The organism is Schaalia cardiffensis F0333 (assembly GCF_005886435.1).
GTDB classification, from domain to species: Bacteria; Actinomycetota; Actinomycetes; order Actinomycetales; family Actinomycetaceae; genus Pauljensenia; species Pauljensenia cardiffensis.
On record NZ_CP040505.1, the window covers coordinates 1,515,035 to 1,537,345 of the forward strand.

General features: G+C 59.7%; 18 protein-coding genes, 1 other RNA gene and 2 pseudogenes. 2 read left to right on the forward strand and 19 right to left on the reverse strand.

Going from position 1 to position 22,311, the window contains the following annotated elements:
• Positions 1-101 precede the first annotated feature (101 nt).
• Both FFA61_RS06350 and FFA61_RS06355 read right to left on the reverse strand, forming a co-directional pair.
• A pseudogene (locus FFA61_RS06350) lies at positions 102-470 on the reverse strand (IS1634 family transposase); the annotation flags it as partial.
• Between the two features lie 241 nt (positions 471-711).
• The gene (locus FFA61_RS06355) at positions 712-5,028 is read right to left on the reverse strand and encodes an NACHT domain-containing protein (RefSeq protein ID WP_207382573.1); all 4,317 of its coding nucleotides are present in this window, start codon (positions 5,026-5,028) and stop codon (positions 712-714) included.
• A 433-nt stretch (positions 5,029-5,461) separates the two neighbouring features.
• Between FFA61_RS06355 and FFA61_RS09630 the strand changes: the two are divergent.
• A pseudogene (locus tag FFA61_RS09630) lies at positions 5,462-6,641 on the forward strand (IS3 family transposase); the annotation flags it as partial.
• Positions 6,642-6,955: 314 nt separating this feature from the next.
• Here FFA61_RS09630 and ssrA read toward each other — a convergent pair.
• From ssrA to FFA61_RS06385, 4 genes are all read right to left on the reverse strand, one after another.
• Positions 6,956-7,329: a transfer-messenger RNA gene (gene ssrA / locus FFA61_RS06370) on the reverse strand.
• A gap of 133 nt (positions 7,330-7,462) precedes the next feature.
• Entirely contained in the window at positions 7,463-8,353 is an 891-nt protein-coding gene (locus FFA61_RS06375) for an anti-sigma factor (protein ID WP_005964817.1), read from the reverse strand.
• The gene (locus tag FFA61_RS06380; RefSeq protein WP_005964818.1) at positions 8,350-8,901 is read right to left on the reverse strand and encodes a sigma-70 family RNA polymerase sigma factor; all 552 of its coding nucleotides are present in this window, start codon (positions 8,899-8,901) and stop codon (positions 8,350-8,352) included. Before FFA61_RS06380 ends, FFA61_RS06375 begins: the two co-directional genes overlap by 4 nt.
• 58 nt (positions 8,902-8,959) lie before the next feature.
• Positions 8,960-10,702: a cytochrome c biogenesis protein CcdA gene (locus FFA61_RS06385; protein ID WP_005964819.1), complete on the reverse strand. Its 1,743-nt coding sequence runs from the start codon at positions 10,700-10,702 to the stop codon at positions 8,960-8,962.
• A 173-nt stretch (positions 10,703-10,875) separates the two neighbouring features.
• On the opposite strand from FFA61_RS06385, the gene FFA61_RS06390 reads away from it, so the two are divergent.
• Positions 10,876-11,166, forward strand: a complete 291-nt coding sequence (locus tag FFA61_RS06390; protein ID WP_005964821.1) for a hypothetical protein — start codon at positions 10,876-10,878, stop codon at positions 11,164-11,166.
• Positions 11,167-11,267: 101 nt separating this feature from the next.
• Here FFA61_RS06390 and smpB read toward each other — a convergent pair whose 3' ends face one another.
• From smpB to FFA61_RS06455, 13 genes are all read right to left on the reverse strand, one after another.
• Positions 11,268-11,795, reverse strand: coding sequence for an SsrA-binding protein SmpB (smpB, locus tag FFA61_RS06395; protein ID WP_005964825.1), 528 nt, complete (start codon positions 11,793-11,795; stop codon positions 11,268-11,270).
• 117 nt (positions 11,796-11,912) lie between these two features.
• Complete coding sequence (locus FFA61_RS06400) at positions 11,913-13,187, reverse strand: peptidoglycan DD-metalloendopeptidase family protein (protein ID WP_005964827.1); 1,275 nt, start codon at positions 13,185-13,187, stop codon at positions 11,913-11,915.
• Position 13,188: 1 nt separating this feature from the next.
• Positions 13,189-14,103, reverse strand: a complete 915-nt coding sequence (gene ftsX / locus FFA61_RS06405) for a permease-like cell division protein FtsX (protein WP_040314205.1) — start codon at positions 14,101-14,103, stop codon at positions 13,189-13,191.
• Positions 14,104-14,107: 4 nt separating this feature from the next.
• Positions 14,108-14,797 carry a cell division ATP-binding protein FtsE gene (gene ftsE, locus FFA61_RS06410; RefSeq protein ID WP_005964832.1) on the reverse strand — a complete coding sequence of 230 codons (690 nt, stop codon included), beginning with the start codon at positions 14,795-14,797 and terminating at the stop codon, positions 14,108-14,110.
• 172 nt (positions 14,798-14,969) lie between these two features.
• The gene (gene prfB / locus FFA61_RS06415; RefSeq protein WP_005964836.1) at positions 14,970-16,091 is read right to left on the reverse strand and encodes a peptide chain release factor 2; all 1,122 of its coding nucleotides are present in this window, start codon (positions 16,089-16,091) and stop codon (positions 14,970-14,972) included.
• A gap of 64 nt (positions 16,092-16,155) precedes the next feature.
• Positions 16,156-17,517 carry an NADP-specific glutamate dehydrogenase gene (gene gdhA, locus FFA61_RS06420; RefSeq protein WP_005964839.1) on the reverse strand — a complete coding sequence of 454 codons (1,362 nt, stop codon included), beginning with the start codon at positions 17,515-17,517 and terminating at the stop codon, positions 16,156-16,158.
• A gap of 176 nt (positions 17,518-17,693) precedes the next feature.
• Positions 17,694-18,197 carry a hypothetical protein gene (locus tag FFA61_RS06425; RefSeq protein WP_040314206.1) on the reverse strand — a complete coding sequence of 168 codons (504 nt, stop codon included), beginning with the start codon at positions 18,195-18,197 and terminating at the stop codon, positions 17,694-17,696.
• On the reverse strand, positions 18,190-18,639 hold the full coding sequence (locus FFA61_RS06430) for a hypothetical protein (RefSeq protein WP_005964844.1): 450 nt from the start codon (positions 18,637-18,639) through the stop codon (positions 18,190-18,192). The genes FFA61_RS06425 and FFA61_RS06430 overlap by 8 nt, the downstream gene beginning before the upstream one ends.
• On the reverse strand, positions 18,639-19,046 hold the full coding sequence (locus tag FFA61_RS06435) for a TadE/TadG family type IV pilus assembly protein (protein WP_005964847.1): 408 nt from the start codon (positions 19,044-19,046) through the stop codon (positions 18,639-18,641). Before FFA61_RS06435 ends, FFA61_RS06430 begins: the two co-directional genes overlap by 1 nt.
• Positions 19,018-19,206 (reverse strand): hypothetical protein, encoded by a 189-nt coding sequence (locus FFA61_RS06440; protein WP_040314419.1) that lies wholly within the window; start codon positions 19,204-19,206, stop codon positions 19,018-19,020. Before FFA61_RS06440 ends, FFA61_RS06435 begins: the two co-directional genes overlap by 29 nt.
• Before the next feature lie 104 nt (positions 19,207-19,310).
• Complete coding sequence (locus tag FFA61_RS06445; RefSeq protein WP_005964854.1) at positions 19,311-20,204, reverse strand: type II secretion system F family protein; 894 nt, start codon at positions 20,202-20,204, stop codon at positions 19,311-19,313.
• Complete coding sequence (locus FFA61_RS06450; protein WP_005964857.1) at positions 20,201-21,061, reverse strand: type II secretion system F family protein; 861 nt, start codon at positions 21,059-21,061, stop codon at positions 20,201-20,203. The genes FFA61_RS06445 and FFA61_RS06450 overlap by 4 nt, the downstream gene beginning before the upstream one ends.
• Positions 21,061-22,299, reverse strand: a complete 1,239-nt coding sequence (locus tag FFA61_RS06455; protein WP_005964860.1) for a TadA family conjugal transfer-associated ATPase — start codon at positions 22,297-22,299, stop codon at positions 21,061-21,063. Before FFA61_RS06455 ends, FFA61_RS06450 begins: the two co-directional genes overlap by 1 nt.
• Positions 22,300-22,311 lie beyond the last annotated feature (12 nt).

A 22,311-nucleotide genomic window follows, 5' to 3' on the forward strand; every position in this document is an offset into this window, starting at 1 on the left:
CGTTGTGCGACTTCCCTCTGAACGATGATCCCCCCGGCCACGGAATCAATCATCTCCTCGTCAACAACAACAACGGTCGCGTCAGTCACGACCATCTCCTTTCAAACCAGGCCAGACCCCCACACACCACTATTCAGACAGTCCCATTTGGTCAGTGTGGTTTTGGCTTGGCCGGTGATGGGGTCGTGGGTGTCTTTGGCGATTGTGATGGTGACTTCTTGCATTCCGCGTAGCGGGCGGATGATCTTCTTGATGGAAACACGTGTTTGGGCCTGGAGGTGGTGGGCTATGGCTAGGGAAGCGGTGACAACGGTCAGGTGGGCTTCGATGGAGTGGTGGGTGTGGTGAGATATTGGGCGGGCGTGTAGGTCGTGTTTGGACATGCGTGAGGATTGTTCTACGTGCCATAGGCTGTGGTAGTCAGTAATGACTTCACCAGCGGTCGTTATACTGGAAGGGATATTGGTGATGCGACGGGCGGTTTGAGGGACTTTCGTAACGATCCCGCACGTGAGCGTTCGCTCCTGTCGAGCATGATATGCGAGTCCGCCCTCCGGCGGCCGCTCAACTGCGCCATCCCTCTCAGATTGACGCAGATGAGCAGGGTAGTGTGGCTCGGAGGGCTGACCGCACCATTGTTGGGCTGCCCGAGAGTGTGAATACAGCGCTCCCGAGATCAAAGGAGTTTCGCGGCTCATCGTGTGCCTCAAGCTAGATCCGCTCCGATTCCCTTATGGCAGCATTGATGCCGTAGACGCCAAGTTCAAGGAGCAGATCCAAGACGTCGAGCAGCGCCGCCCGATGGGTATGGTCCTGGCACTGTGCTAGTCCACGTACCACCATTTTACTGATGTAGCGGGCATCTCCGGCTGCTCTGGTACGGATGTCAGCGGCATCGTTCCCGAAAACACCAAGGAATCGCTGCGAAGCCTTCAAGACCAATCCATCGACCTTATCCGGCGCATCCTCCAGCGTGAGCAGCAACTGGGTCGCGGCGTGGGCGTAAGACGGCGAGTCGATCAGTGCCGTCAGCAGCTGAACGAACGGTCGCAGAGGATGATCACGAAGATGCGATGCCACCGTGGCCGCCTCCTTACGCACCTCATCCGCGTCGTCGTTCATCAAGCGGATCAGGGTTTCCGTGGCCAACTCGGTGTTTGAGGTACAGGCAACACGCCCAGCGGTGATTTGCGCAATACCCTTGCGGACATGGAGATCCCCAGACAGTGCTTGTTGCATGCGGTCTGGGCGATCCCATTCCAGTGCCGCGAACGCCGCGATGGTGCCACCAGCCTCACGAGCCTCGGCGTCCTCCGAAGCCAGCATGCGCTGGATGATCGGATCGATGACCTCGGGATTCACATTGCCGATGTAGCGCATCAGCCGCTGTACGACTTTGACAGCAAGGAGACGATCATCAGCCTGGATCAGAGTTGTGAACGCTGCCAACACCTCAGGGCGAGCATACCGGAGCGAGGCGGCTAGGGCGTGGGCAACACACGAGCGAACGCTAAGCACCGGATCGCTGGCCATCACGTTGAGGTATGGCACTACCAAAGCAGTTCGCTGGCCGTCACTGTCGGCAATCAACAGGTTACCGAGCGCTTCTGCCAAACTTCCACGTGCCGTGTTGATGCCGTTCGTACACATGTCCGCAGCACTTTGCCCATCCGTACTCACCGGGGACTCGTCAGCCGGGTCCGGAGCATGCAAAGCGCGGTCTAGGATCAGTTCAACCAGGTCAAGTGGCACCTCGCGGTAATATTTCTGCAGCGCCGTTCCGAGGAACCGATCGTTGTCTGCCTGTCCCAGCGATGCGATGTGGCGGACGGCTTCGAAGACCAACGGTCCGGTGCTATCGCTCACCTCGGCATCACCAAAGCCCATGAGCAGTGCATTGGTGTACGCCGAATTGACCTCCGAGGTCAGCTGAAGAGTCAGCCGCGCGAAGCGCGCCGGGTCAACAGCAGCTTGATCCTTCAGTACGCAGGACAGTTCACGGGCTCCCCCGGTGAAGGTGCTCCAGTTCGTCTCGTTAGAGTCGTGCTTTGTCATCGCGTTCAGCCACTGCCCATCGGTCATCTTCTGGGCGGCAGCGCTGGCTATCGGTGGACCGATAACTCCAGCAGTGATGCCGAGCGGCTTCGCAGGCACGTCCTCCCCGAACTTCCGTCGATACTCCCCGAGGCGTCGTCGCCCCGCCGGGGTGAGTCGCGACTCGTCGAGAGCGGATAGGAACTTAAAGGCCAAACGTCCCCAGCTGTCATGACTCTCGTACCCGTTGCGCAAGTCTCGAAACAAGTCCTCGAGTTTCTGGTGGATCACATCGGTAACATGTGGCGCAATCGCCCCGACAAGCTCCCGCGCAACCCAATTGACGTCAGAGACATAGCCACAGTAGAGACGCCGACCACCTTTGAGCAAGAGGCTTGCTGCCCAGTCGGCGAAGTGCTTGCCGCCCGCTGACAAGCCCCGGTAGAGCAGGAACTGTGATGCATCGTAGGGGTCAGCGGCCAAGTCAACGAGAAGGCTCCGGATTGCCTCAGGCTCAGTCTTTGCCAGCGTCTCCAGCGAGCGGACCGACGCCGCCAGCAAGAAGTCACCGAGTTCGTCGCCTTCGAGATCATCGCCCACAAATCGGTAGCTGAAGTGGCAGTCGTATATCGGCTGATCGTCGCGTTCCTCCATCGCAGTGGCGGCCATGACCTGGCGGAGGTAAGGCACAACGGTCTGCACGAATGCCAGGGACTCAGCATCAGCGGCGTCCTTTACGAGTTCAGCAGCGCTGTACTCCCGAATGCCGAGCAAAGCCACTTTACCTTTCTCATTAAGCGTCAGGGAATCCACGTGATCGATCAAACGCGCCTGCAGCAACTCAATCGCCCAAAGCGGCTCATGTTTAGCCAGGTCGTGCGTCATCAACCAGAGTTCATGCTCTGCGGCATCGTAAGCGCCTTGCCGGACCCCTTCAAGCACCAGAGTGAACAGCTGCCGGTCGTGAAACACATCAGTAAAGCAAGTGATCCAGCGCAACCAGTCGTAATAATCCGGCGCGGTCTTACGGCTCCCTAGCAGCGCAGCAATTGATTCTGGGTACTCTTTGACAGCGCTAGCCATCGTACTTAACGCGTGATTCCGCATGTCCTCATCTGGACCGTCGAGCCAAGCGGAAATCTGAGCGTCTTCATGGAAACGCGCGAACCACTGTGGTCGATACAGCTGCTGCCAGAGGAGGGCTTCGAAGCTCGGATGCGTTGCCGCGATTCGCAACATTAGTTCGGCATCGGCAGAGGTTGGCGCAACAAGATTCGCCACAACGGCGAGGACAGTCTCCTTAATGTGAAATCGGATGTTGTCGGCGGTCAGTAGTGCTTCGACCTCAGCACGGAAACGGTCTGGCTCCCGCTCGTAGAGATGCTGCAGGATCTGGCGTACCTGAGCACGACGGAACAGTGCCTGCTCGTCATCGAGCAGGAAGTCAACGAGCGACTCCGCTCGAGAAATCCACAGTCGTGCGAAAGCATAGTCGAAAAATGCCTCGTGGAAGAACGCGATTCGACCACTATCCCGCGCAAGCACATGTTCTGAGATAAGAACGTTAGCGTCCTCGATAAGATCCCCATCGTCCAAGATCTCAATTGGAACAGACAGTACTTGCCGGTCGCTCACGGCGTTGGCGATCCGACTGACCACGTCGTTGAATCTTACGTCTTGTCGGCGTACACGCGCCGTTTGCCTCTTGCGCTCCCAGAATGCTTCGAAGAGAGATCCCCTTGACTGGAACGCCAACGCGTCAGCCTCAGACGAGATTGTCCCCAGGAGCACGAGGTGCAGCGGCGTCTGCAGAAGGACACACTGTGATGAACTCAGATGCGTCGGGTCGAGACCCATTCTTGTCACAGCCGATTCGACATCCTTCTTCGCCAGTGGGCCAACCTCTACCGTGATGACGTCGGCACGCGACGCCAAAGCGCGGATCCGGTAATCATTGTCGATGTCGAACTGTCGACACGCCAGAACAACACGCATGCTGCCAACGGACAACGCTTCTCCGATGAGATCCATAACAACCTCGAAACACTCCGGAATGCGTCCGGAAGCGAGACTCACCGCGTCGAGCTGGTCAATGACGAGGTAAGCAGCGCGATCATCGGCTGCCCTTGCCAGCGCGACCGCGGGAGAGGTTTCGATCCCGAGTTGACGCCCCAAGTCGGCAGTCGATGCGAAGTGGTCAAATCGGTCTAATCGCAGCGCCAAGATCTCGGCCCCTGTGGATTCAAGCGAGGTGACAGCCTTTTCCAACACAGAGCTCTTCCCACCTCCAGCTGTACCTGTGAGGAGTCCGATCTTGCCCGGATCGAGCGCTTGGACAAGTTGGTTAGCCTCTGCGCGCTCAATCGGTGGTCGCAGGAGTCCACGCCGAATAGACTGGTGCCAGCTGCTGGTGATCGCCAGTACCTGCTCGTGCGCCGTCTGATAAGAACCCCGTTCCAGCGGCTTGATGTCCCGTTCGGCAAGCAGATCCAACAGTTCTGTTCGAGTCATCCGCTTGCCAAGGTTGTCGAGCAGGATGTCGCCAACAGCAAGAGAAATTAGGTGACCGTTAGCGCCGCTGAAGTTGCACTCTGCAAGCATGCTGTTCGTGCGGATGATATCGCACTCGTCATGAACCGCGAACCACATCCCACGAAGCGTGTCCCAGGCTGCCTGCGGACCGCCCAAAAGCTCTGCAGCCGACAGCTGATCAAAGACCGGCGATAGCTCTCCGGTGAGCCAGCAGTCGGTGAAGTTCGCTAGATCTGCCGACTTGCGAGCACGGTCGGCCAATTCTTGTAGCGGTCGACACGGTGTGAGGGAGACAAAGCGGTAACGCCGACCCGCCGCCACGTGGCTCGCAGCCGCCTCAAAGATCTTCTTATCGGCCAGCTCCCTGACGGTCCAACCGTTACTATTACCATTCTGGCGTTTGACCTGGTGCGCTTCAATGACGAGTCCGGTGTCGTAGGTGAACTCGGAACCTCGACCCACCTCGGCGTCGACGTCTTCTGCGGTCAAAGCCCGTCGGTCGTCAAGCACGCAGTAGAGGGCATGACGGATAGCCCATGCAAGCTCGAACTTGTTTCCAAGCTTGTCTGTCTCCCCACCTGGCCTAGGCGACATATGAACCCTATAACCACTTTCAACGTGAAACGCCGAACGACGCTATTGGTCTCAGACTAGTGGAGTACCGCCCGAGGAGAGCACAGACGCGCGTAGTTTACTGTACGCACAGTGACAGGTGCGTGTAGCCGCCGCACATCACGCACTGTCTGCTGCACGGTTGCGAGGCCCTCCCGGGGTTCGTACCCACTCGCACGGGCTGTCACGCGCCGTTCGGAGACTCTCAGCCCGCTGAGGTTAGCCTCGAGTAGTGGACACCTGATTTGTGCGGATGTTGTGTCCGTAGAAGAAGATATTCATTATGAGTCAGCGACAACGTCGGAGGTATACCCCGGAGTATCGGGTAGAGGCTGCGCGATTGGTCATTGAGTCTGGTCGGCCAATTGTCAAGGTCGCTGCAGAGCTTGGTGTGAGTGCTGGGCTACTGGGCAAATGGGTCAAACAGGAGCGGCAACGACAAGGCAGTGAGGATGGTTTGAGCGAAGCTGATCTTCGTTCTAAGAATGCTCGCTTGCGTCGTGAGCTTGTTGAGCCTCGTTTAGATAACGAGTTCTTGTCAAAAGCCACAGCCTTCTTCGCTGCGAAGCAACGAGAGAGGAAAAGTTCCAACTAATGCAGCAGGAGAGGCACATTTCAGCATTAAACGTATGGCCAGACTCCTAAAAGTGTCTCGTTCCTGCGCCTACGCCTGGGCAGCTAAAGACGAAGCCAAACGCATGGGTCTCGATCCACGTCAGGCATTCGTTGAAGATCTTGATCAACATATCTATGCGATTTGGGAAGATTCTGATGAAGTCTATGGCACTCCTCGAATCACTGCGTTGCTTGCTAAGAGGACTATCAAGGCGAATAGGAAAACCGTGGCTAAACGTGTGAGGGCAATGGCTATTGAGGGGATCTCGCCGCACGCGTTCGTGCCGGTGACCACAATCGCGTCGAAGAAGAAATCTACATTGCCTGACCTGGTTAAACGGTTGTTTGATGTTGGCGAGCTCAACCGCGTATGGCTCAGTGACATTACCTATCTGCGCACTGGTGAAGGCTCGCTACACCTGTGTGTGGTGCGTGATGGTCATTCCCGCCGTGTAATTTACTGGGCGATGGATGATACCCAGTCTGCTGACCTGGTACAACGAGTATTACAGATGGCGTACACGTCGCGCGGTGAGATCCCTAAGGGGCTTGTATTCCATGCTGATCGTGGGAGGCAGTACACCCGTGACCAGATATGGCGGGTCTGTCAGGATCTGGGGATTATTGCCCAATCCGTGGGGCGTACTGGTGTGTGCTTCGATAACTCCATGTCGGAGTCATTCTGGTCAACGCTAAAGACCGAATTCTATGATCGAAAGAAAAAGAAGTGGTTCACACGTCATCAAGCACGCAAGGCAGTCGCACAATAGATCGAAGTAGTCCACAACCGGCACCGCATGCACTCATCACTTGGAATGCAAACACCCCTAACCCTCAAAAACTCCATCATCAAGGATCCCGCCATGCCAGACCCAGCTACCCCAAAGCCGCTTAACAAACTGTCCACAACTTGCGGGCAGCCTCACCGCCGATCCAGCACGCCTAAGGCAAGGGTGACGTAAGCGACTACTACGACGAAACGTCACGTCATCGAACGCTGCCATGCGACCAGCGTGAGACCATTTTGGGCCACCACGGTAGGGGCACTACGTACCCCTCAAACCATCCCAATTGATCGGCCGAGTTCAACTCCATTGAGCTCTCACGGGGCACAAAAGGGGCTGCGTTGACCCTTGCTTGGCAAGGGTCAACGCAGCCCCTTTGGTGGAGATGGGGGGAATCGAACCCCCGTCCGACGGCCGACCCCGAGGTCTTCTCCGGGCGCATCCTGCTGTTTATTTCTCAGCCCCTGACGTCATGCAGGCCTGCTGCCAGTAAGCTCAGTCGATTGAGTGTCGGAACGGACCCACCGACATGGTCCGCACCCAGTGGCCTCCTGAACGACGCCAGACACCAGGCTGGAGGCACCACCTGGGCTGACGGACTAAAGGTTCACGCGGCAATCAGGCGGCGAGAACGTAGTCGGTGCGGTTCTGTTCGGCACCTATTGGTTTGCACGCAGCGTTTGCGAGTTGAGCGCGCATTCTCGGCCCGCTTCCCCTCGATCGACGACCGCCGTCGAAACCGATCATCCCCTATTGAGTTCATCAACTCACCGACCATCGAAACGATCGGACGTTACAGCGTATCCCCCAGCGTCAAGAAAAATCAAGAGCTAAACAATGAGCGGGAAAGGATACGAGGTTTGAAAACAAACAGCGCCTCGGCTCTAGGAGTCCAGGGCCGCCCTCGTCCCCGCCTGAGCCCCTTCGATAGCTCCGCTTATGTCCCCCTCTTCTGCCCCGTCCCTGTCTTGCGCCCTGCCCTCGTCTTGCGCCCCGCCCTCGTCGCCCGCAAAAGAGGAGGCGCCCACGCGCATTGCGACAAGAGCTTCTCCGCTCGGCGCCTGAGAACCGCCAGCGGGTTCGATCGTCACAAAGATCTCGTCGCCGTCCTCGGGCATCAGATCAATGAACGCGAAGTTCATCCCCCTGCTCGGCGAATACACGCCCGCCGAACGCACTCCCTGCGCGTCGCGGACCCAGACCTGCAAAACCTTCGTCGAACTCGGCTCCGTCATGCCCTCGCTCATCTGGGAAGGCAAGGTGACAGCGGCCTTGCCCATCTCGCTCGACCAGGTGAGGGTTGCGATGTGCCCATCGGGCATTGTGTCTGTGGAGCGCTCAACGTCCTGACTCTGGTTGAGCATTGCATAAGAGTGCTCCTGAGACATGTCAGTGATCGCGCTCGCCCGCCCGATCCCGATCCCTACGACGAGCAGTGCGGCGGCTGCAGTGCTCCGCAAAAGCCAGGGGCGAAGCCTATGGCGGAGAGGAAGGACTTGAGCGAGAGGCTCCTGTTCACCCCAAGCCATTCCCCCCGTTGACGAGGACGAGGACGAGGACGAGGAGCGTATATCCGATGACACCGGGGCCAGAGCCTCTTCTGGGATTTGTTCGACTTCGTCGAGCCTCGCGAAGAGGGCCTCTTTGAACCCGGCAGAAGGCTCAAGCGGGGCGAGTGAAGAGCCGAGGATACCGGCGAGCTCCATGTCAACGGCCTCACACTCGAAGCCCTCGACCTCATCGGGGTCGACGGGTTCATGACGATTGGCGTTCATCGCCCACCTCCCATGATCATTCCCAGTCGTGCGACGCCGTCGCGGATTCGTGTTTTCACAGTACCGAGCGGAGTATTCATCTGTTCGGCGATCTGTCGATGCGTGAGCCCCGTGAAGTAGGCGAGCTCGATTGTGGTCTTGTGCGGCTCTCCAAGGGCTTCGAGAGCATCTCGAACCTCCTTCGCCACGATGGACGCCTCGACGGCTTCTGCAGTCACATCGAAGGGCAGATCCTCATCAGGTCTGCGCTCCTCGCGCCTGCGGGCGGCCTCTGAGCTGCGGACCCTGTCGATCGCCCGCCGCCTCGTCATGGTGACGAGCCACGCCCTCGCACTCCCCTTTGAAGGGTCGAATGCGCCCGCTGTGCGCCACACTTCCAGGAGCGTCTCTTGGAGGATCTCCTCGGCCTGTGCTCGATCCACGAGGATTGACACTGCGAGCGCCAGGAGACGCGAAACCCATCGTCCGTAAAGGACTTCGAATGCATCGCGGTCCCCTGTCTTGATGAGTGCGAGAAGCTCCTCGTCCGTCGTTTCCGGGTTCTTCACGCGCCAATCTTAAGCGGCGCGCCCCCGTGCACATAGACGAGGAGATTTCTCTCCTTCTTCACCCGAAGGTGAAGGAGTAGAGCGCCAAGCCCGCAGGCACCTCGAGTTCGAGGATCCCCTCGCCCGACTCGGGCATATCAACGAGGGTCATCGAATTCGGGGCGCCCTCGATCTCGAGGCTCTTGCGTTCGCCGTCGAGTGTCCAGGTGAGAACCCCGCTTCCGGAAATCACCAAGTCAACGCGTTTCCCTTTGTAATGGAGACGGAGTTTGCCTCCCTCCCCCTCCTCGGAAGGCGTGATCGACTCCCCGGAAACATTCCATTTGCCTTCAAGGGCGAAGAAGTGGGTGGCGAGTTTGTCCGGGAAGGCGTACTCGCCTTCACCTGCAAGGAGGCGCCCCCTCGCGGAGGGAGTTCCCTGGTGGCGCTCGGCACGCAGCGCACCGAGGTAGGTTTCAGGTGTACGGTCATTCGCAAGATTCGTTTCCGGCTCATTCTTGGCGAATACCGGAGCGGGAAGATTCACATCCGGGTCCGCCTCCTTGAGGAGAGTTCGGATCTGATTCTCTGTTGCACCCTCCCCTCCTTCGCCGAAACGGATCGCTCTCACTGTGCCTGAAGCGTCCGACAAGTAATGGGCGGGCCAGTAGTGATTATCGAAGTTCGTCCAGGTCACCAGGTCCGAGTCGAGGGCGACCGGGTAAGTGATGCCCAGCTTCTTCGTTCCTGCTTCAACATTCTCAGCAACTTTCTCGAAGGCGTATTCGGGGGCGTGTACGCCGATGACCTGCAGACCGGAATCCTTGTAGGTCTCGTAAAGCTTCTCAATGCCGGGCACTGAGCGTTGACAGTTGATGCACGAGTACGCCCAAAAGTCGATCAGGGTCACTCCCCGAGTGATCTCCTCTTGAGCAATCGCCCCACCATCGGGCGTGTTGATCCACCCTTTGATCCCCTCGACTTTGGGAAGAGGACCACAATCCGCCAATCCTTCGGCACCGGGAACGCAGCGAGATGAATAACCGTTGAGAGCTTCGTCGGTGCGTTGCTGGAGGCTCGAAGAGTAGTCGGGCAGGGCTCGTTGGATTGCAGCGGGAGCCCCCGTCACGATGCCGAGAGCCAGCGCGATCATTGCAATGCCTGCGATGGAGCGGATCTGGCGCTGATGGGAGCGGAAAGCTGCGATCCTTTCAGTGAGACGACGACCCGCGAGAGCGAAGAACAGCAAGGGGATCGCGGTGCCAAGGGCAAAGGAGAAAGCGAGGACGAGAGTCTCAGGCCCGATCCTTCCAGTGGTGCCCGCAACGGAAACGGCTGCGAGAACCGGGCCAGCACAGGGAACGTAGGCCGCGCCGAGGACGATTCCCAGCAAAAGGCCGTTCGAGGGCTTCTTCTGTCCTGTCGAACGACCGAAGCGCAGGAAGGGCTTTTCCAAAACCTCCATGACCCGTGGGACCAGCATGCCGATGCCGATCACAGTGAGGAGAACAACGCCCGTCCACTGAATGAAGCTCTGCGGTAAATGCAGGAGCGAAAGCAGCGCGGATCCAAGAAGAGTGAAGAAGGTGAAGGAGACGACAAGTCCCGCGACCACCAAGTAAGGGCGCCATTTCGAAGCTTCACTTTGGGGTTCAGATTTGGGAGCCAAAGGGCCTGCGATCTGGATCGTGGGGCGCGCTGATTGGGCACCTCCCGATAAGAAGATCACGGGGAGCACGGGGAGGATGCACGGCGAGATTCCCGTAATGAATCCGCCGAGCAATCCGATGAGGGCGACACTGAGCACGAGTCCACCTTTCATTCGACGACACCCCTGGTTCGAGGCCGAGCCGTTGGCGGATGGGATTCAACACACCCACAAGAAGTGGTCTTCCTCATACTCTTTGTTGCAATCCGAGCCCCTGTGGACTCCGAATCTCTCGTGGCAGCCGCTCGAAGGCTGTTGAGAATCATTGATCATCGAAAGGTTTCCCCATGCTCCCCAAGCTCGCAGCTTCCGCCCTCGTCATCTCGATCGCAGCCCTCGGTCTGAGCGCATGCTCGAATTCCTCCAATGGCGATGCCATGAAGGACCCGGCTTCGACGAATCAGCAGATGAAGGACTCGGGCTCAGGCGACGCCATGAAGGACGGCGACAAGATGAAAGATGGCGACGGCATGAAGGATGGCGACAAGATGAAAGACGGCGACGGCATGAAGGATGGCGACAAGATGAAAGACGGCGGCTCCATGTCTGAGGACACGAAGGACTCGATGAAGAAGTGACCTTTGAGTGACAAACATGAGGGCCGGAATCGGGTTCTTCCGATTCCGGCCCTTCAGGCTTCGCCAAGTTCTGAGTCCTCTATGCCTGAGCTCCACCGAGCTCAGCGCTGGGGGCGCTTGGTGTAGCGGCGCATCGCGCGTTCGGCCTCGCGCTTGTCCTGTTTCTCGCGCAGGGCCTGGCGCTTATCCCACTCCTGTTTGCCCTTCGCCAAGGCAATCTCGACCTTCGCGCGTCCGCCGATGAAGTAGAGCTCGAGCGGAACAACCGTGTACCCCTTCGCGCTCACCTTCTGCTCGATGCGAAGAATCTCAGACTTGTGGAGCAACAGCTTGCGCTTACGAGTCGGAGCATGATTCGTCCACGAGCCTTGCGCATACATGGGAATATTCGCCCCGTACAGCCAGGCTTCACCATTCTTCGCTTCGACCCAGGCATCAACCAGTGAAGCCCGGCCCATGCGCAGTGCTTTCACCTCGGTGCCTGTGAGGATGATTCCCGCCTCCCAGGTCTCCTCAATGAGATAGTCGTGCCGCGCCTTCTTATTTCGGGCGATGGTCTTCTTAGCGTCTGACGCGGCCTTTCGGCGCTCGCCCTCGGTCGTCTTTTGCTTCTTCCACTCCTTGGGCACAGCGCCCCCTCTCGTTTTTCCGTTTCATAGCACCCAGGATCGGCACATGCCCACGGTCCTAGATTAGATCGATCAGCCCTCGATAAGAGCGATCAGGCCGTCCAGTCTAGCGTTGATTCACAGATACCCCATCGGGTCGACATTCACGCCGTTTTGCACAATACCGAAATGCAGGTGGCATCCCGTCGCATACCCGGTCATCCCGACCTCGCCGAGGATGGTGCCCGCAGAAACCGATTGGCCGGCAGACACGTAGATCGCCTGCATGTGCAGATACTCGGAAATAACAGAGTTACCTCCGACGATCCCGTGACTGACATCCACGTAGTTGCCCGCCGAATAGTCAGAGCCCACATGCGAGACGACCCCATCAGCCGCGGCGAACACCGGTTCACCGCATTGCGCGGCCAGATCCACTCCGGAATGGTACTTCTCATAGCCGAGGACGGGGTGGAAGCGCCAACCGAAGGGCGAAGTGATGACCATCGACTGGGGCAGTACCGGATTCGTAAAGCCCGCAGAGGAAACGTAGTAGCGGCCGCTCGAACGGTTCTCCGCGTCAATCTGCTGCAGTCGCGCGGTGCGTTCCTCGTAATCGGCCTGAGCCTGGGCGAGCTGAGCATCGAGCTCGCTCTTCTTCGAATCCCACTCGGCCTGTTTCACCTGAGCCTCCGCCTTCGCCCTCTCAAGCTCTTCAAGACCCGCCTGCGCTTGTGCTTCCGCAGTCTTCGCATCATCGAGGGCCCTGGCGGCCTGGTCCTCCAAAGCGGCAATACGATCGGTGATCGCCTGCTGGCGTCCGAGCTGGGTGCGCTGAGTCGTCTGGATATCGATTGCGGCGTTCAAAGCCTGGGACTGAGTCCTCGCCATTGCATCGGCTGCGGAGGCTCGCTGGTCGATCGTCTCCGTGCCGGACTTCGTCAAAGCGAGGACCACAGCTGAACTTGAACCGTTTTGATACATGCGTCGAGCCAGGTCGCCGATTGCATCATTGGCGTCCTGCTGACGGGCTTGAGCCTGAGCGACCTCCTCATTCAGGGCGTCTTGCTGTCCCCTCGCCGCGGTGAGCTGTCCGAGGGCGATCTCATGCTCACGATTCGCCGTATCCCTTCGCGCCGTGGCCTCTTCGACGGCCTGCTGCGCCACGGGGATCTTCTCATTCGCCGCAGTGAGGTCAAGGAAGACCTGTGCGAGATTCGCATCAATATCCTCGATCTCCGATTCCAGGGCATCCACTCGCGCTGCAGCCTGTTCTTGGGCTTCGGCGACCTCTTCACGCGACTCCTCGGCCAGTGCGGGAGAGGCGGCCTGGGTGAGGGCGAGGCCGAAGAGGGCCAAAGAAACGACGGCGAGGCGCTGTGCCCGCCCAAAACGAGGATTCACCGACTTCATGTCACACCTTCGTGTACTTCGCGAGGGACACCGCGGAGGCGATGAGCGCCAGGAGGACCGCAGCAAGAATGAGGAGCGGCGTCATGATCCACACTTCACGAACGCCAATGAAACGCGTCCATTGGAAGGCAGGCTGCAACCAGCCCTGCACCAGGAACACCACAAAAGCAAAAAGGGAGGCGACCGCGAGCAACGCCCCCGTCACGGCGGCGAGCGCACCCTCGATCATGAAGGGCGCTTGAATGAACAGATTCGATGCACCCACGTAGCGCATGATCTGCGTTTCCTGCTCACGACTCATCGCCGACAATCGGATCGTCGTGGAGATGAGGAGGATCGCCGCAACGATCATCACCGCGCCGAGGCCGAGGGCGAGCAGGCGGGCCGCGTCGATCACCTTGAACAGGGGCTCAATGATTTCACGCTGATCCTTGACCTCGGACACTCCCGCGACTCCGGAGAACTCCTCTTTGATGATCGAATACTGCTCCGGGTCGACGAGCTTGACGCGGAAAGACACCTGCATCATGTCCGCACTCGTCCACTGGCCAATCGTCGAGTCCCCGTAGAGCCTTTTGAAGTTCTCGTAGGCCTCTTCCTTCGACTCCTCGTAGACCTCTTTCACATAGGGCTGCATTTCAGGCGATTTGAGTTTGGCCCTCACCTGGGAGATCTGCTCTGTATTCGCCTCAGAACCATTGCAGGAAGGATTGCCATCATTGATGGCGCACATGTAGATCGAGACCTCGATCTTGTCGTACCACTCGGACTTCATGTGCATGACCTGCATCTGAGACAGGCCCGCGACCCCCACGAAAAGGAGGGAAACGAAGGTGACGAGGATGACGGCGACGGACATCGCTCGGTTGCGTGAAAGGCCCTTACCGACCTCGGAAAGAATGAATCGGAGTTTCATCTGCTCACCTCGCCGCCCCGTAGACACCGCGCGACTGGTCGCGAACAACCTCGCCGCCATGCAATTCGATGACGCGTTTGCGCAGCTGATTCACGATCTCGGCATCATGCGTCGCCATGACGACCGTCGTTCCCTGACGGTTGATCCGATCGAGGAGTCGCATGATCCCCAAAGAGGTCTCAGGATCGAGGTTTCCGGTGGGCTCGTCCGCGAGGAGGAGCTCGGGGCGGTTCACCATCGCACGGGCGATCGCGACGCGCTGTTCTTCGCCGCCGGAGAGCTCATGCGGCAGGCGCTTCTCCTTGCCGGCCAGATCCACGAGCTCCAGCGCCTCGGGAACAGCCGAGCGGATCTGATGCTTGGACTTGCCGATCACTTGCATCGCAAGAGCGACATTCTCGTACACCGTCTTCGAGGGAAGGAGGCGGAAGTCCTGGAAAACCGTGCCGATCTGACGGCGCAACTTCGGCACAGACCAATTGGAGATCTTCGAAACATCTTGTCCGAGGACCCACACTTTCCCGGATGTCGCTTTGATCTCGCGCATCACGAGCTGCAGGAAGGTCGACTTGCCCGAACCGGACTTGCCGACGAGGAACACGAACTCTTCGCGTTCAACTTCCAGGGTGACGCTATCGAGGGCGGGTTTCGCACCTGGCATGTACACCATGGTGACGTCGTCGAATCGAATCATGAGGCCGTCCAGTCGGTTTTATGGTCTGTGCCAGCCTAAGCAGGACCATCCCCGGCGAGGCCCATGACACGCCGCGCGAAGCGGGTGGAGCCTCAGATACCCCTCCACCTTCGCATACAGCTCCGCCCTCGCGACCCGAAGATACGGATGGCGAGGGCGGATGTTCGATGCTTTAGTTCTGCGCCTCGTTGTGCCGGTTCTTGCGCCAGCGGATTCCCGCATTGATGAAGCCATCAATATCGCCGTCGAACACCGACTGCGGGTTGCCGGATTCAAACTGGGTGCGCAAGTCCTTCACCATCGTGTAGGGCTGGAGCACGTAGGAGCGCATCTGATCGCCCCAGGAGGCCTTCACATCTCCTGCGAGTTCCTTCTTCTTCGCCTGCTCCTCTTCGTGGCGCAGCACCAAGAGTCGGGATTGGAGGACTCGAAGGGCTGCAGCACGGTTCTGAATCTGCGACTTCTCATCCTGCATCGACACGACAATGCCGGTCGGGATGTGAGTCATACGCACCGCCGAGTCCGTCGTATTGACGGACTGGCCGCCCGGGCCCGAAGAGCGGAACACGTCAACCTTGAGCTCGCTGTCAGGAATGTCAATGTGGTCGGTCGATTCGATGAGCGGAATAACCTCGACCGCGGCGAAAGACGTCTGGCGGCGCCCCTGATTGTCGAAGGGGCTGATGCGCACGAGGCGGTGCGTCCCCGCCTCGACGGAGAGAGTGCCATAAGCGTAGGGGGCCTGCACCTCGAAGGTCGCGGACTTCAAACCGGCCTCTTCAGCGTAGGAGGTGTCCATGACCTTCGTCGCATATCCGTGGCGCTCCGCCCAGCGCAGATACATGCGCAAAAGGATTTCAGCGAAGTCCGCCGCGTCGACTCCGCCCGCGCCCGAGCGGATCGTGATGACGGCATTGCGCTCGTCGTATTCGCCGTCGAGGAGAGTGCGGATCTCAAGGTCGGAGATATCAGCCTTGAGAGCTTCAAGGTCGGCCTCCGCCTCGGCGAGGATCTCTGCGGCCTCCTCGGGATCCTCCCCGGCCATTTCCACCATCGCTTCGAGGTCGTCGATGCGTTCAGACATGCGGATCACGCGGTCGAGCTCGGACTGGCGGTGGCTCAGCGCGGATGTCACCTCCTGCGCGGCAGCAGGGTCGTCCCACAGATCGGGAGCAGTCGCCTTCTTCTCAAGCTCGGCGATCTGCGAGCGCAGGCGTTCGGGCTGCACGACGGCGAGGACATTGTCCATCGTCTGGCGCAGTCCTTGGATCTCTTCTGGGAATTCAATGGCCACGGGCACAGCCTAGTCGATTGACCGAGGAGGCTGTGCCCGTGGCTGAGAGCCGGCCCGAAAATGCTCAGATGAGCCCGTAACTCACCATCGTGTCCGCGACCTTGACGAAACCGGCCAGGTTCGCGGCGGCGACATAATCGCCTTCAACACCGTACTCGTCGGCGGTTTCAATGGCGGTGTGGTGAATGTTCACCATGATCTGGTGCAGCTTGGAGTCGGTCTCGTCGAAGCTCCATTGGGTGCGCCCGGAGTTCTGCTGCATTTCAAGGGCGGAGGTTGCCACACCGCCCGCATTCGAGGCCTTGCCGGGAGCGTACGCAACGCCCGCGGCCTGCAGGGCTTCGATCGCGTCGGGGGTCGTCGGCATATTCGCACCCTCTGCGACAAGGGTGACGCCATTGGCGATCAGGGATTTCGCCCCTTCGAGGGGCAACTCGTTCTGAGTGGCGCAGGGAAGGGCGATATCACAGGGGACATCCCAGATGGAGCCGGAGGAAATGAATCGTGCATCTGTGCGCTGTTCGACGTAGTCGGAGACTCGTCCTCGGCGCACTTCCTTAATCTCCTTCAAGAGTTCGAGGTCGATGCCGGCCTCGTCAACGATGTAGCCGGAGGAGTCGGACACGGCGAGGACGGTGGCGCCGAGCTGCTGGGCCTTCTCACTCGCATAAATCGCAACATTGCCCGAACCGGAGACTACGACCTTCTTGCCGTCGAAGGATGTGGAGCGGGTCTTGAGCATTTCCTCAGCGAAGTAGACGAGGCCGTAGCCGGTCGCTTCCGTGCGGGCGAAGGAACCGCCCCAGTCGAGGCCCTTGCCGGTGATGACCCCCGCGTCGAAACGGTTCGCGAGGCGCTTGTACTGGCCGAAGAGGTAGCCGATCTCGCGCCCGCCCACGCCGATGTCACCGGCGGGAACGTCGGTGTCGGGGCCGATATGGCGGGAAAGCTCAGCCATGAAGGATTGGCAAAATCGCATGATCTCCGCATCGGACTTGCCCTTCGGGTCGAAGTCGGAGCCGCCCTTGCCGCCGCCGATGGGCAGACCGGTCAGAGCATTTTTGAAGACCTGCTCGAAGCCGAGGAACTTAATGATGGACAGGTTCACCGAGGGGTGGAAGCGCAATCCGCCCTTGTAGGGGCCGATGGCCGAGTTGAATTGGACGCGAAAACCTCGGTTCACGTGGATGCGCTTGGCGTCGTCGGCCCAGGGGACGCGGAAGATGATCTGGCGCTCGGGTTCGACGATACGGTCAAAAATCGCAAGATCCGCGTATTCGGGCTTCTTCTCAACAAGAGGCGCGATCGTGAGGAGAACCTCGTAGACGGCCTGGTGGAACTCATTTTGCTCGGGGTTGTGATCGAGCACGGCCTGGAACACAGGGCGAAGAGTGTCGGACAGACGATTCACATCAAGGTTGCTCATGCCTTGAATACTGTCAGGAGCGATCCACTTCTTTGAGCCCCATCCCGCATATTGACCCAACTTGTGAGAAATTTGACCCCCAAAGCCCCAAGTTTTACCTTTCCACCACGTGCGTTTTACTTTCGCCACTCCTTTTGCATTCAAAGTAAAGACAAGTCAAGAGACGTGCATCCTCATCACTGAGCCGCCCCCACCCTGGCATTCGACCACTGAGTGAGCACCGGCCCCACAGAACCAGCGATCACTTGAGGAACAATCGGCAGGCGCGCCCTCGTTGTGAGCTGAACACGCACACTGTCCCCCTCGCGTTCAAGATCGAGAAGCTCAACACCATCCCCGACATCACAAGTGGATGCCCCCAGGGAAGACAAGGCCTCCTGAGCGACATTCCACGATTCCTTCTCCGACACATTCAAAGAGAGCGCACCCTCCTGATTGAAGTAGCTGAGAGAGTCCACAATCCCTGCAGTCGCCGCCGCGACACGATCCGCACACGCCAAGAGGCGACGGTCCTCAATCGAAACCGCAGTGATCGCTGAGGAGATGAACACGAAAACGGCGACGATGAATAGGCTCGCCCCCATGAGCAGGCCAATGCGGCCCTCTTCACGATCCGAGGATCGTCCTGCGCACGAGGATTCTCCTCCTTCCTGGAAAAGAGAACAGCGCGATTCACCCATCGAGTCTCACCCCATCCACGAGGGAAACCGCAGTGACCGATATGGGCATGCAGACTCGCTCTCCGAGCCAAGCGGGAAGGAGAGGCAGAGGAATCGAAGTCGAGACCGTCACTGACACGTCCCTGAGCTCGCCAGAACACTGCCTGCATCCGATTTCGGTCGAGGGCGTAGAGGGCACATGAAAGTCGGCGAAAGCCAATTCGACTTGCGCCAGCGCCGTCGCCTGGTCCTCCGGGTGATCCGCGAGGACGCGAGCGGCCTCGCGGGCCCCGCCCTCGGCCGCGAAAAGACCCGCCTGCACCTGGGCGAGGGCGAGGATCGCATAGATCAAGGGAACGAGGAGGATGACGCTCAAACCGATGAACTCCACCACGGCTTCGCCCGACTCCTCGCGTACAAGGGCCCTAGCCGAGCGCTTCACCTGTGAGAAAAACCGAAGCATCACTCCTCCTCGACCAGCGCTGAACCCGAAGCACGCAACCAGGAGGGGCCGAGGTTCACCAGCAGTGGAAGATCCGCCTTCACCGTGACCACCAGGACGCTCCTACCTCCGAGGGCTTCACGCGAAGTCGAAACCTCGTAGTGGCGGGCACCCACAAGCCCATCGAGGAGGGCTTCGGTCCGTTCCACGGCCTCAGCGTCCTGCGCTTCGAGAAGAGCACCGCGCCTCGCGCCCTCGCTCGCGGCCGCAATCACCATGTTCCTCGTGTGCAGGGCGAAGGCGAATTGCAAGAGAGCGAGGACGAGGAAGAGGACGAGCCCCTGAACGAGGACATAGGAAACAACCTCGGAGCCCTCTTCGTTCTCGAGCCCTCTCGTGTCAGATCGAAGAGAGGGAATCCATCGCATGGTTGAAAATCTCCACGAGCCTTTGGGAGGCAACCCCCCAGATCAGGACAACAAGGGCCGCTGTCATCAAGGTGATGAGCACCCAGCCGGGCACGTCGCCGCGCTCCGCGTCTCCTCTTGGGCGCAAAGCGTCCTTCGCGCTCGCAAGCCAGGCGAGCATCGTGATTCTCAGTTGATCCATGTGTGATCTCCTTCGTGATGGACATGCAGGTGTCGGGAATGTTGAGGAATGGGGCAAGCCGGTGAGTCCCGGCCAGCGAGCCCTCATGGCGTCAGACTCAGGGCCATGAGCCCCGGGTAGAGGGCGAAAACAATCGTGACCGGCAAGATCAAGAACACGACGGGCACGAGCATCGCGATCTCACGTTTCCCACCCTCTTCCATGAGGCTTTGGCGAGCGGCCTCGCGAATATCCTTCGCCTGATCGTGCAAAACCCTCGCCAAAGGAGAACCGCGTTCGATTGCGGTGACGAGCGTGTGACACAGGCGGTCCAAGGGCGCAGAGTCGTTTCGTTCCGCCAATTCGAGCAGTGCCCTCGACGAGGGTGTTCCCAGCCTGATCTGCGAAGTTGTTCTTTCGATCTCCTCAGACAAGTCGCTGCGTGAAATCCGGGCGATCCTTTCAAGCGCGGCGGGAATGGACTCGCCCGCCCCGACCGCGAGTGCGAGAAGTTCCGAAGCGTCGGGCACTTGAGCGTCGATGCGTCTTTGTCGGGCGCGCGCCTTCACGCCAAGTCGCTGATCCCAGCCCGCCGCCCCGACAAGGGCGCCGACAGCAATGAGGATGAGGACGAGGACGAGTCCGCCTTTGCCCTTCGACATGGCGAGGGGCGTTCCGATTGCGAGGCAGAGGATCATCCCCGTGATCGCGGCGATCACCTGGTGGAGTCTAAAGGCAGGCAGGTCCGCTTCTTTTCCCAGGAGGATCAGACGTCGGCGCACCGATGTCGATGTTGAGCCGATCGCTTCGAGGAGGGAGGTGACAAAAGAGCTCTGAGTAAAACTCAGTGCCCCTTGAGCCGCAGCGGGGCGACCGGCTCTCACCCTCTGAGCGAAAAGCTGCCTTTTCGAAACGCGGGCTGAACGGATCAGGAGGATTCCCGCAGACAGAAGGATCCCCACGCCCGCGGGCGTCGCATATTCCAACTCGGGGATCATCGCATCGTCCTCGGATCTGCGGAAAGGCGAGCCACGTACTGCATCGCCAGGTACGCGATGATGCTTACGGCCGCGCCGGACACGAGGACGAGGACACCTCCCGGGGAGTTCCACGTCTTCGCAGCCTGGGGTTGAGCGGAGATCAGCATGAGGACAAGCCAGGGGGCGACAACCGCGAGGCGCGCAGCGTTCACTGTCCAGGATTGTCGGGCTTCGAGTTCGCCTCGGACCCTGAGGTCTTCACGCAGAAGAACACCGAGCTCGCGTAAAAGGACAGATAAATCGGCGCCTCCGACCTCGCGGGCCAGGCGAAGAGCTTCAACGATCCGGTCGGCAACGGGGTCGGCGAGCCTTGCCTTCAAACGGGTGAGGGCCACATCGAAACGCCCCTCCGCCCGATAGTCGGCTCCGAAAGCAGCGAAAGCGGGACGCAATTCGAGCGGGCCGGACTCCCCCAGGTCGGAGAGCAGTTCAGGAAGACCCGCTCCGGCGCGCACTCCCGATACCAAGGAGTCGACGACCTCGGGCCAAGCTTCGCGTGCTCGCTTCGCCCTCGTCCGCGAACGGGCGGCGATCATCATCTGTGGGAGTGGGACGGTGATGAGAGCGACAATGAGGGAGACGGCAAGGACCTGCGTCCACGCGAAAACACCAACGAAGACGAGGAGCATTGTCGCGATGGAGAGCGCGATCACTCGGGGGACGCTGAGCCCCTTGACTCTGGCTCGCGTCACCTGATCCGCCCAGGCGAGATACCAGCGGGGCTTGCGCCATGTGAACTTCGGCGAACCCGTGAATGCGGACATGACGAGGACCCATCCGACTCCCATGAGGAGTCCCACAAGCACTGCACCCATCAGAAAACTCCTCGATCGGTAAGCGCTTGCCCGTTATAGGCGATCGAGGGGACGGGGAATCCGGCCATCGCGAATCGGCCCGCCAGTTCAGCCACTCCCGCGCCGCGCACGATCCGGCCCCGCGATGTGCTCCACAGGGGAGAAACCTCAATACGATCACCCTCGACGCGTCCGGGAAGATGGAGGATTTCACCGACACGGCGTCGCCCATCCGCATCGCGCTCCACATGGCACACAAGATCAACACTGGAAGCAAGGGTTGGGACAACGAAGTCGGTCGTGACATTCTCGCCCGCAAGGAGGGGCAGCATCGTGAGTTTGCCCAATGCTTCGCGCGCCGAGTTCGCATGAACGGTCGCCATTCCCGGCACTCCGGCGTTAAGGGCGAGGAGAAGATCAAGGGCCTCCGGGCCCCGGACCTCGCCGACGATCAGACACTCGGGACGCATCCTCAGGGTTTCACGGACCAGGTCCCTCAAGGTCACTTCGCCGCGTCCCTCGATATTGCCCGGCCGGGTCTGCAATGCAACCCCGTCCCGGTTCTTCAATCCCAGTTCGAAGACCTCTTCGCAAGAGATCACGCGCCTCGTCCTCGGCAATTCGCCTGCGAGGGCGCGAAGGAGCGTCGTCTTGCCCGCCTGGGTGGCGCCAGAAACGAGGATCGAAAGGCCCGCACCGACTGCGCAGGTGAGGAAATCCGCCATTTCGGCGTTCAGCATCCCAGCATTGACGAGGTCTTTGAGGCTGCGGGCCTTTTGTACGTGCTTGCGGATGTTCACCGACCAGTGGCGGCCCGCGACCGGCGGGATGACGACGTGGAGACGCTCGCCGCCTTTGAGCATCGCATCAACAAAGGGGGAAGACAGATCGAGGCGCCTGCCCGAATGGTGCAGCATTCTCTCCACGAGGTCGCGCACCTGCTGATCTGTGAGGATCACCGTCGTCAGCTCCGCCACCCCGTTCTTCGCGACGAATACTTTGGAGGGGGAATTGATCCACAGTTCTTCCACCTCCGGGTCATCAATGAGGGGCTGTAGGGGTCCGAGTCCTGCGACCTGTGCCATGAGTTCTGCGCTGAACTCTTCGCGGGCCGCGGGCGCCATTGGTGGGGAGAGCAGGTCGATCGCCTCATCGACGAGGGCGATGATCTCCTGCGAGGAGCTCGCCGGATCCACGCCGCGCAGGGCAAGACGCTCACGGATCCATTCAACGTGGTCTTCAACCTGAGCTTCAGCCATTCCTCAACTCCA

What these genes read in the sequence shown, in the direction of transcription:
- ftsE (WP_005964832.1), bottom strand. Translation starts at nt 14,797, where the DNA reads ATGATTCGATTCGACGACGTCACCATGGTGTACATGCCAGGTGCGAAA.
- FFA61_RS06440 (WP_040314419.1), bottom strand. Translation starts at nt 19,206, where the DNA reads ATGCTCGCCTGGCTTGCGAGCGCGAAGGACGCTTTGCGCCCAAGAGGA.
- FFA61_RS06445 (WP_005964854.1), bottom strand. Translation starts at nt 20,204, where the DNA reads ATGATCCCCGAGTTGGAATATGCGACGCCCGCGGGCGTGGGGATCCTT.
- FFA61_RS06385 (WP_005964819.1), bottom strand. Translation starts at nt 10,702, where the DNA reads ATGAAAGGTGGACTCGTGCTCAGTGTCGCCCTCATCGGATTGCTCGGC.
- FFA61_RS06425 (WP_040314206.1), bottom strand. Translation starts at nt 18,197, where the DNA reads ATGGGTGAATCGCGCTGTTCTCTTTTCCAGGAAGGAGGAGAATCCTCG.
- gdhA (WP_005964839.1), bottom strand. Translation starts at nt 17,517, where the DNA reads ATGAGCAACCTTGATGTGAATCGTCTGTCCGACACTCTTCGCCCTGTG.
- ftsX (WP_040314205.1), bottom strand. Translation starts at nt 14,103, where the DNA reads ATGAAACTCCGATTCATTCTTTCCGAGGTCGGTAAGGGCCTTTCACGC.
- FFA61_RS06400 (WP_005964827.1), bottom strand. Translation starts at nt 13,187, where the DNA reads ATGAAGTCGGTGAATCCTCGTTTTGGGCGGGCACAGCGCCTCGCCGTC.
- FFA61_RS06435 (WP_005964847.1), bottom strand. Translation starts at nt 19,046, where the DNA reads ATGCGATGGATTCCCTCTCTTCGATCTGACACGAGAGGGCTCGAGAAC.
- FFA61_RS06390 (WP_005964821.1), top strand. Translation starts at nt 10,876, where the DNA reads ATGCTCCCCAAGCTCGCAGCTTCCGCCCTCGTCATCTCGATCGCAGCC.
- FFA61_RS06430 (WP_005964844.1), bottom strand. Translation starts at nt 18,639, where the DNA reads ATGCTTCGGTTTTTCTCACAGGTGAAGCGCTCGGCTAGGGCCCTTGTA.
- FFA61_RS06455 (WP_005964860.1), bottom strand. Translation starts at nt 22,299, where the DNA reads ATGGCTGAAGCTCAGGTTGAAGACCACGTTGAATGGATCCGTGAGCGT.
- FFA61_RS06450 (WP_005964857.1), bottom strand. Translation starts at nt 21,061, where the DNA reads ATGGGTGCAGTGCTTGTGGGACTCCTCATGGGAGTCGGATGGGTCCTC.
- FFA61_RS06375 (WP_005964817.1), bottom strand. Translation starts at nt 8,353, where the DNA reads ATGAACGCCAATCGTCATGAACCCGTCGACCCCGATGAGGTCGAGGGC.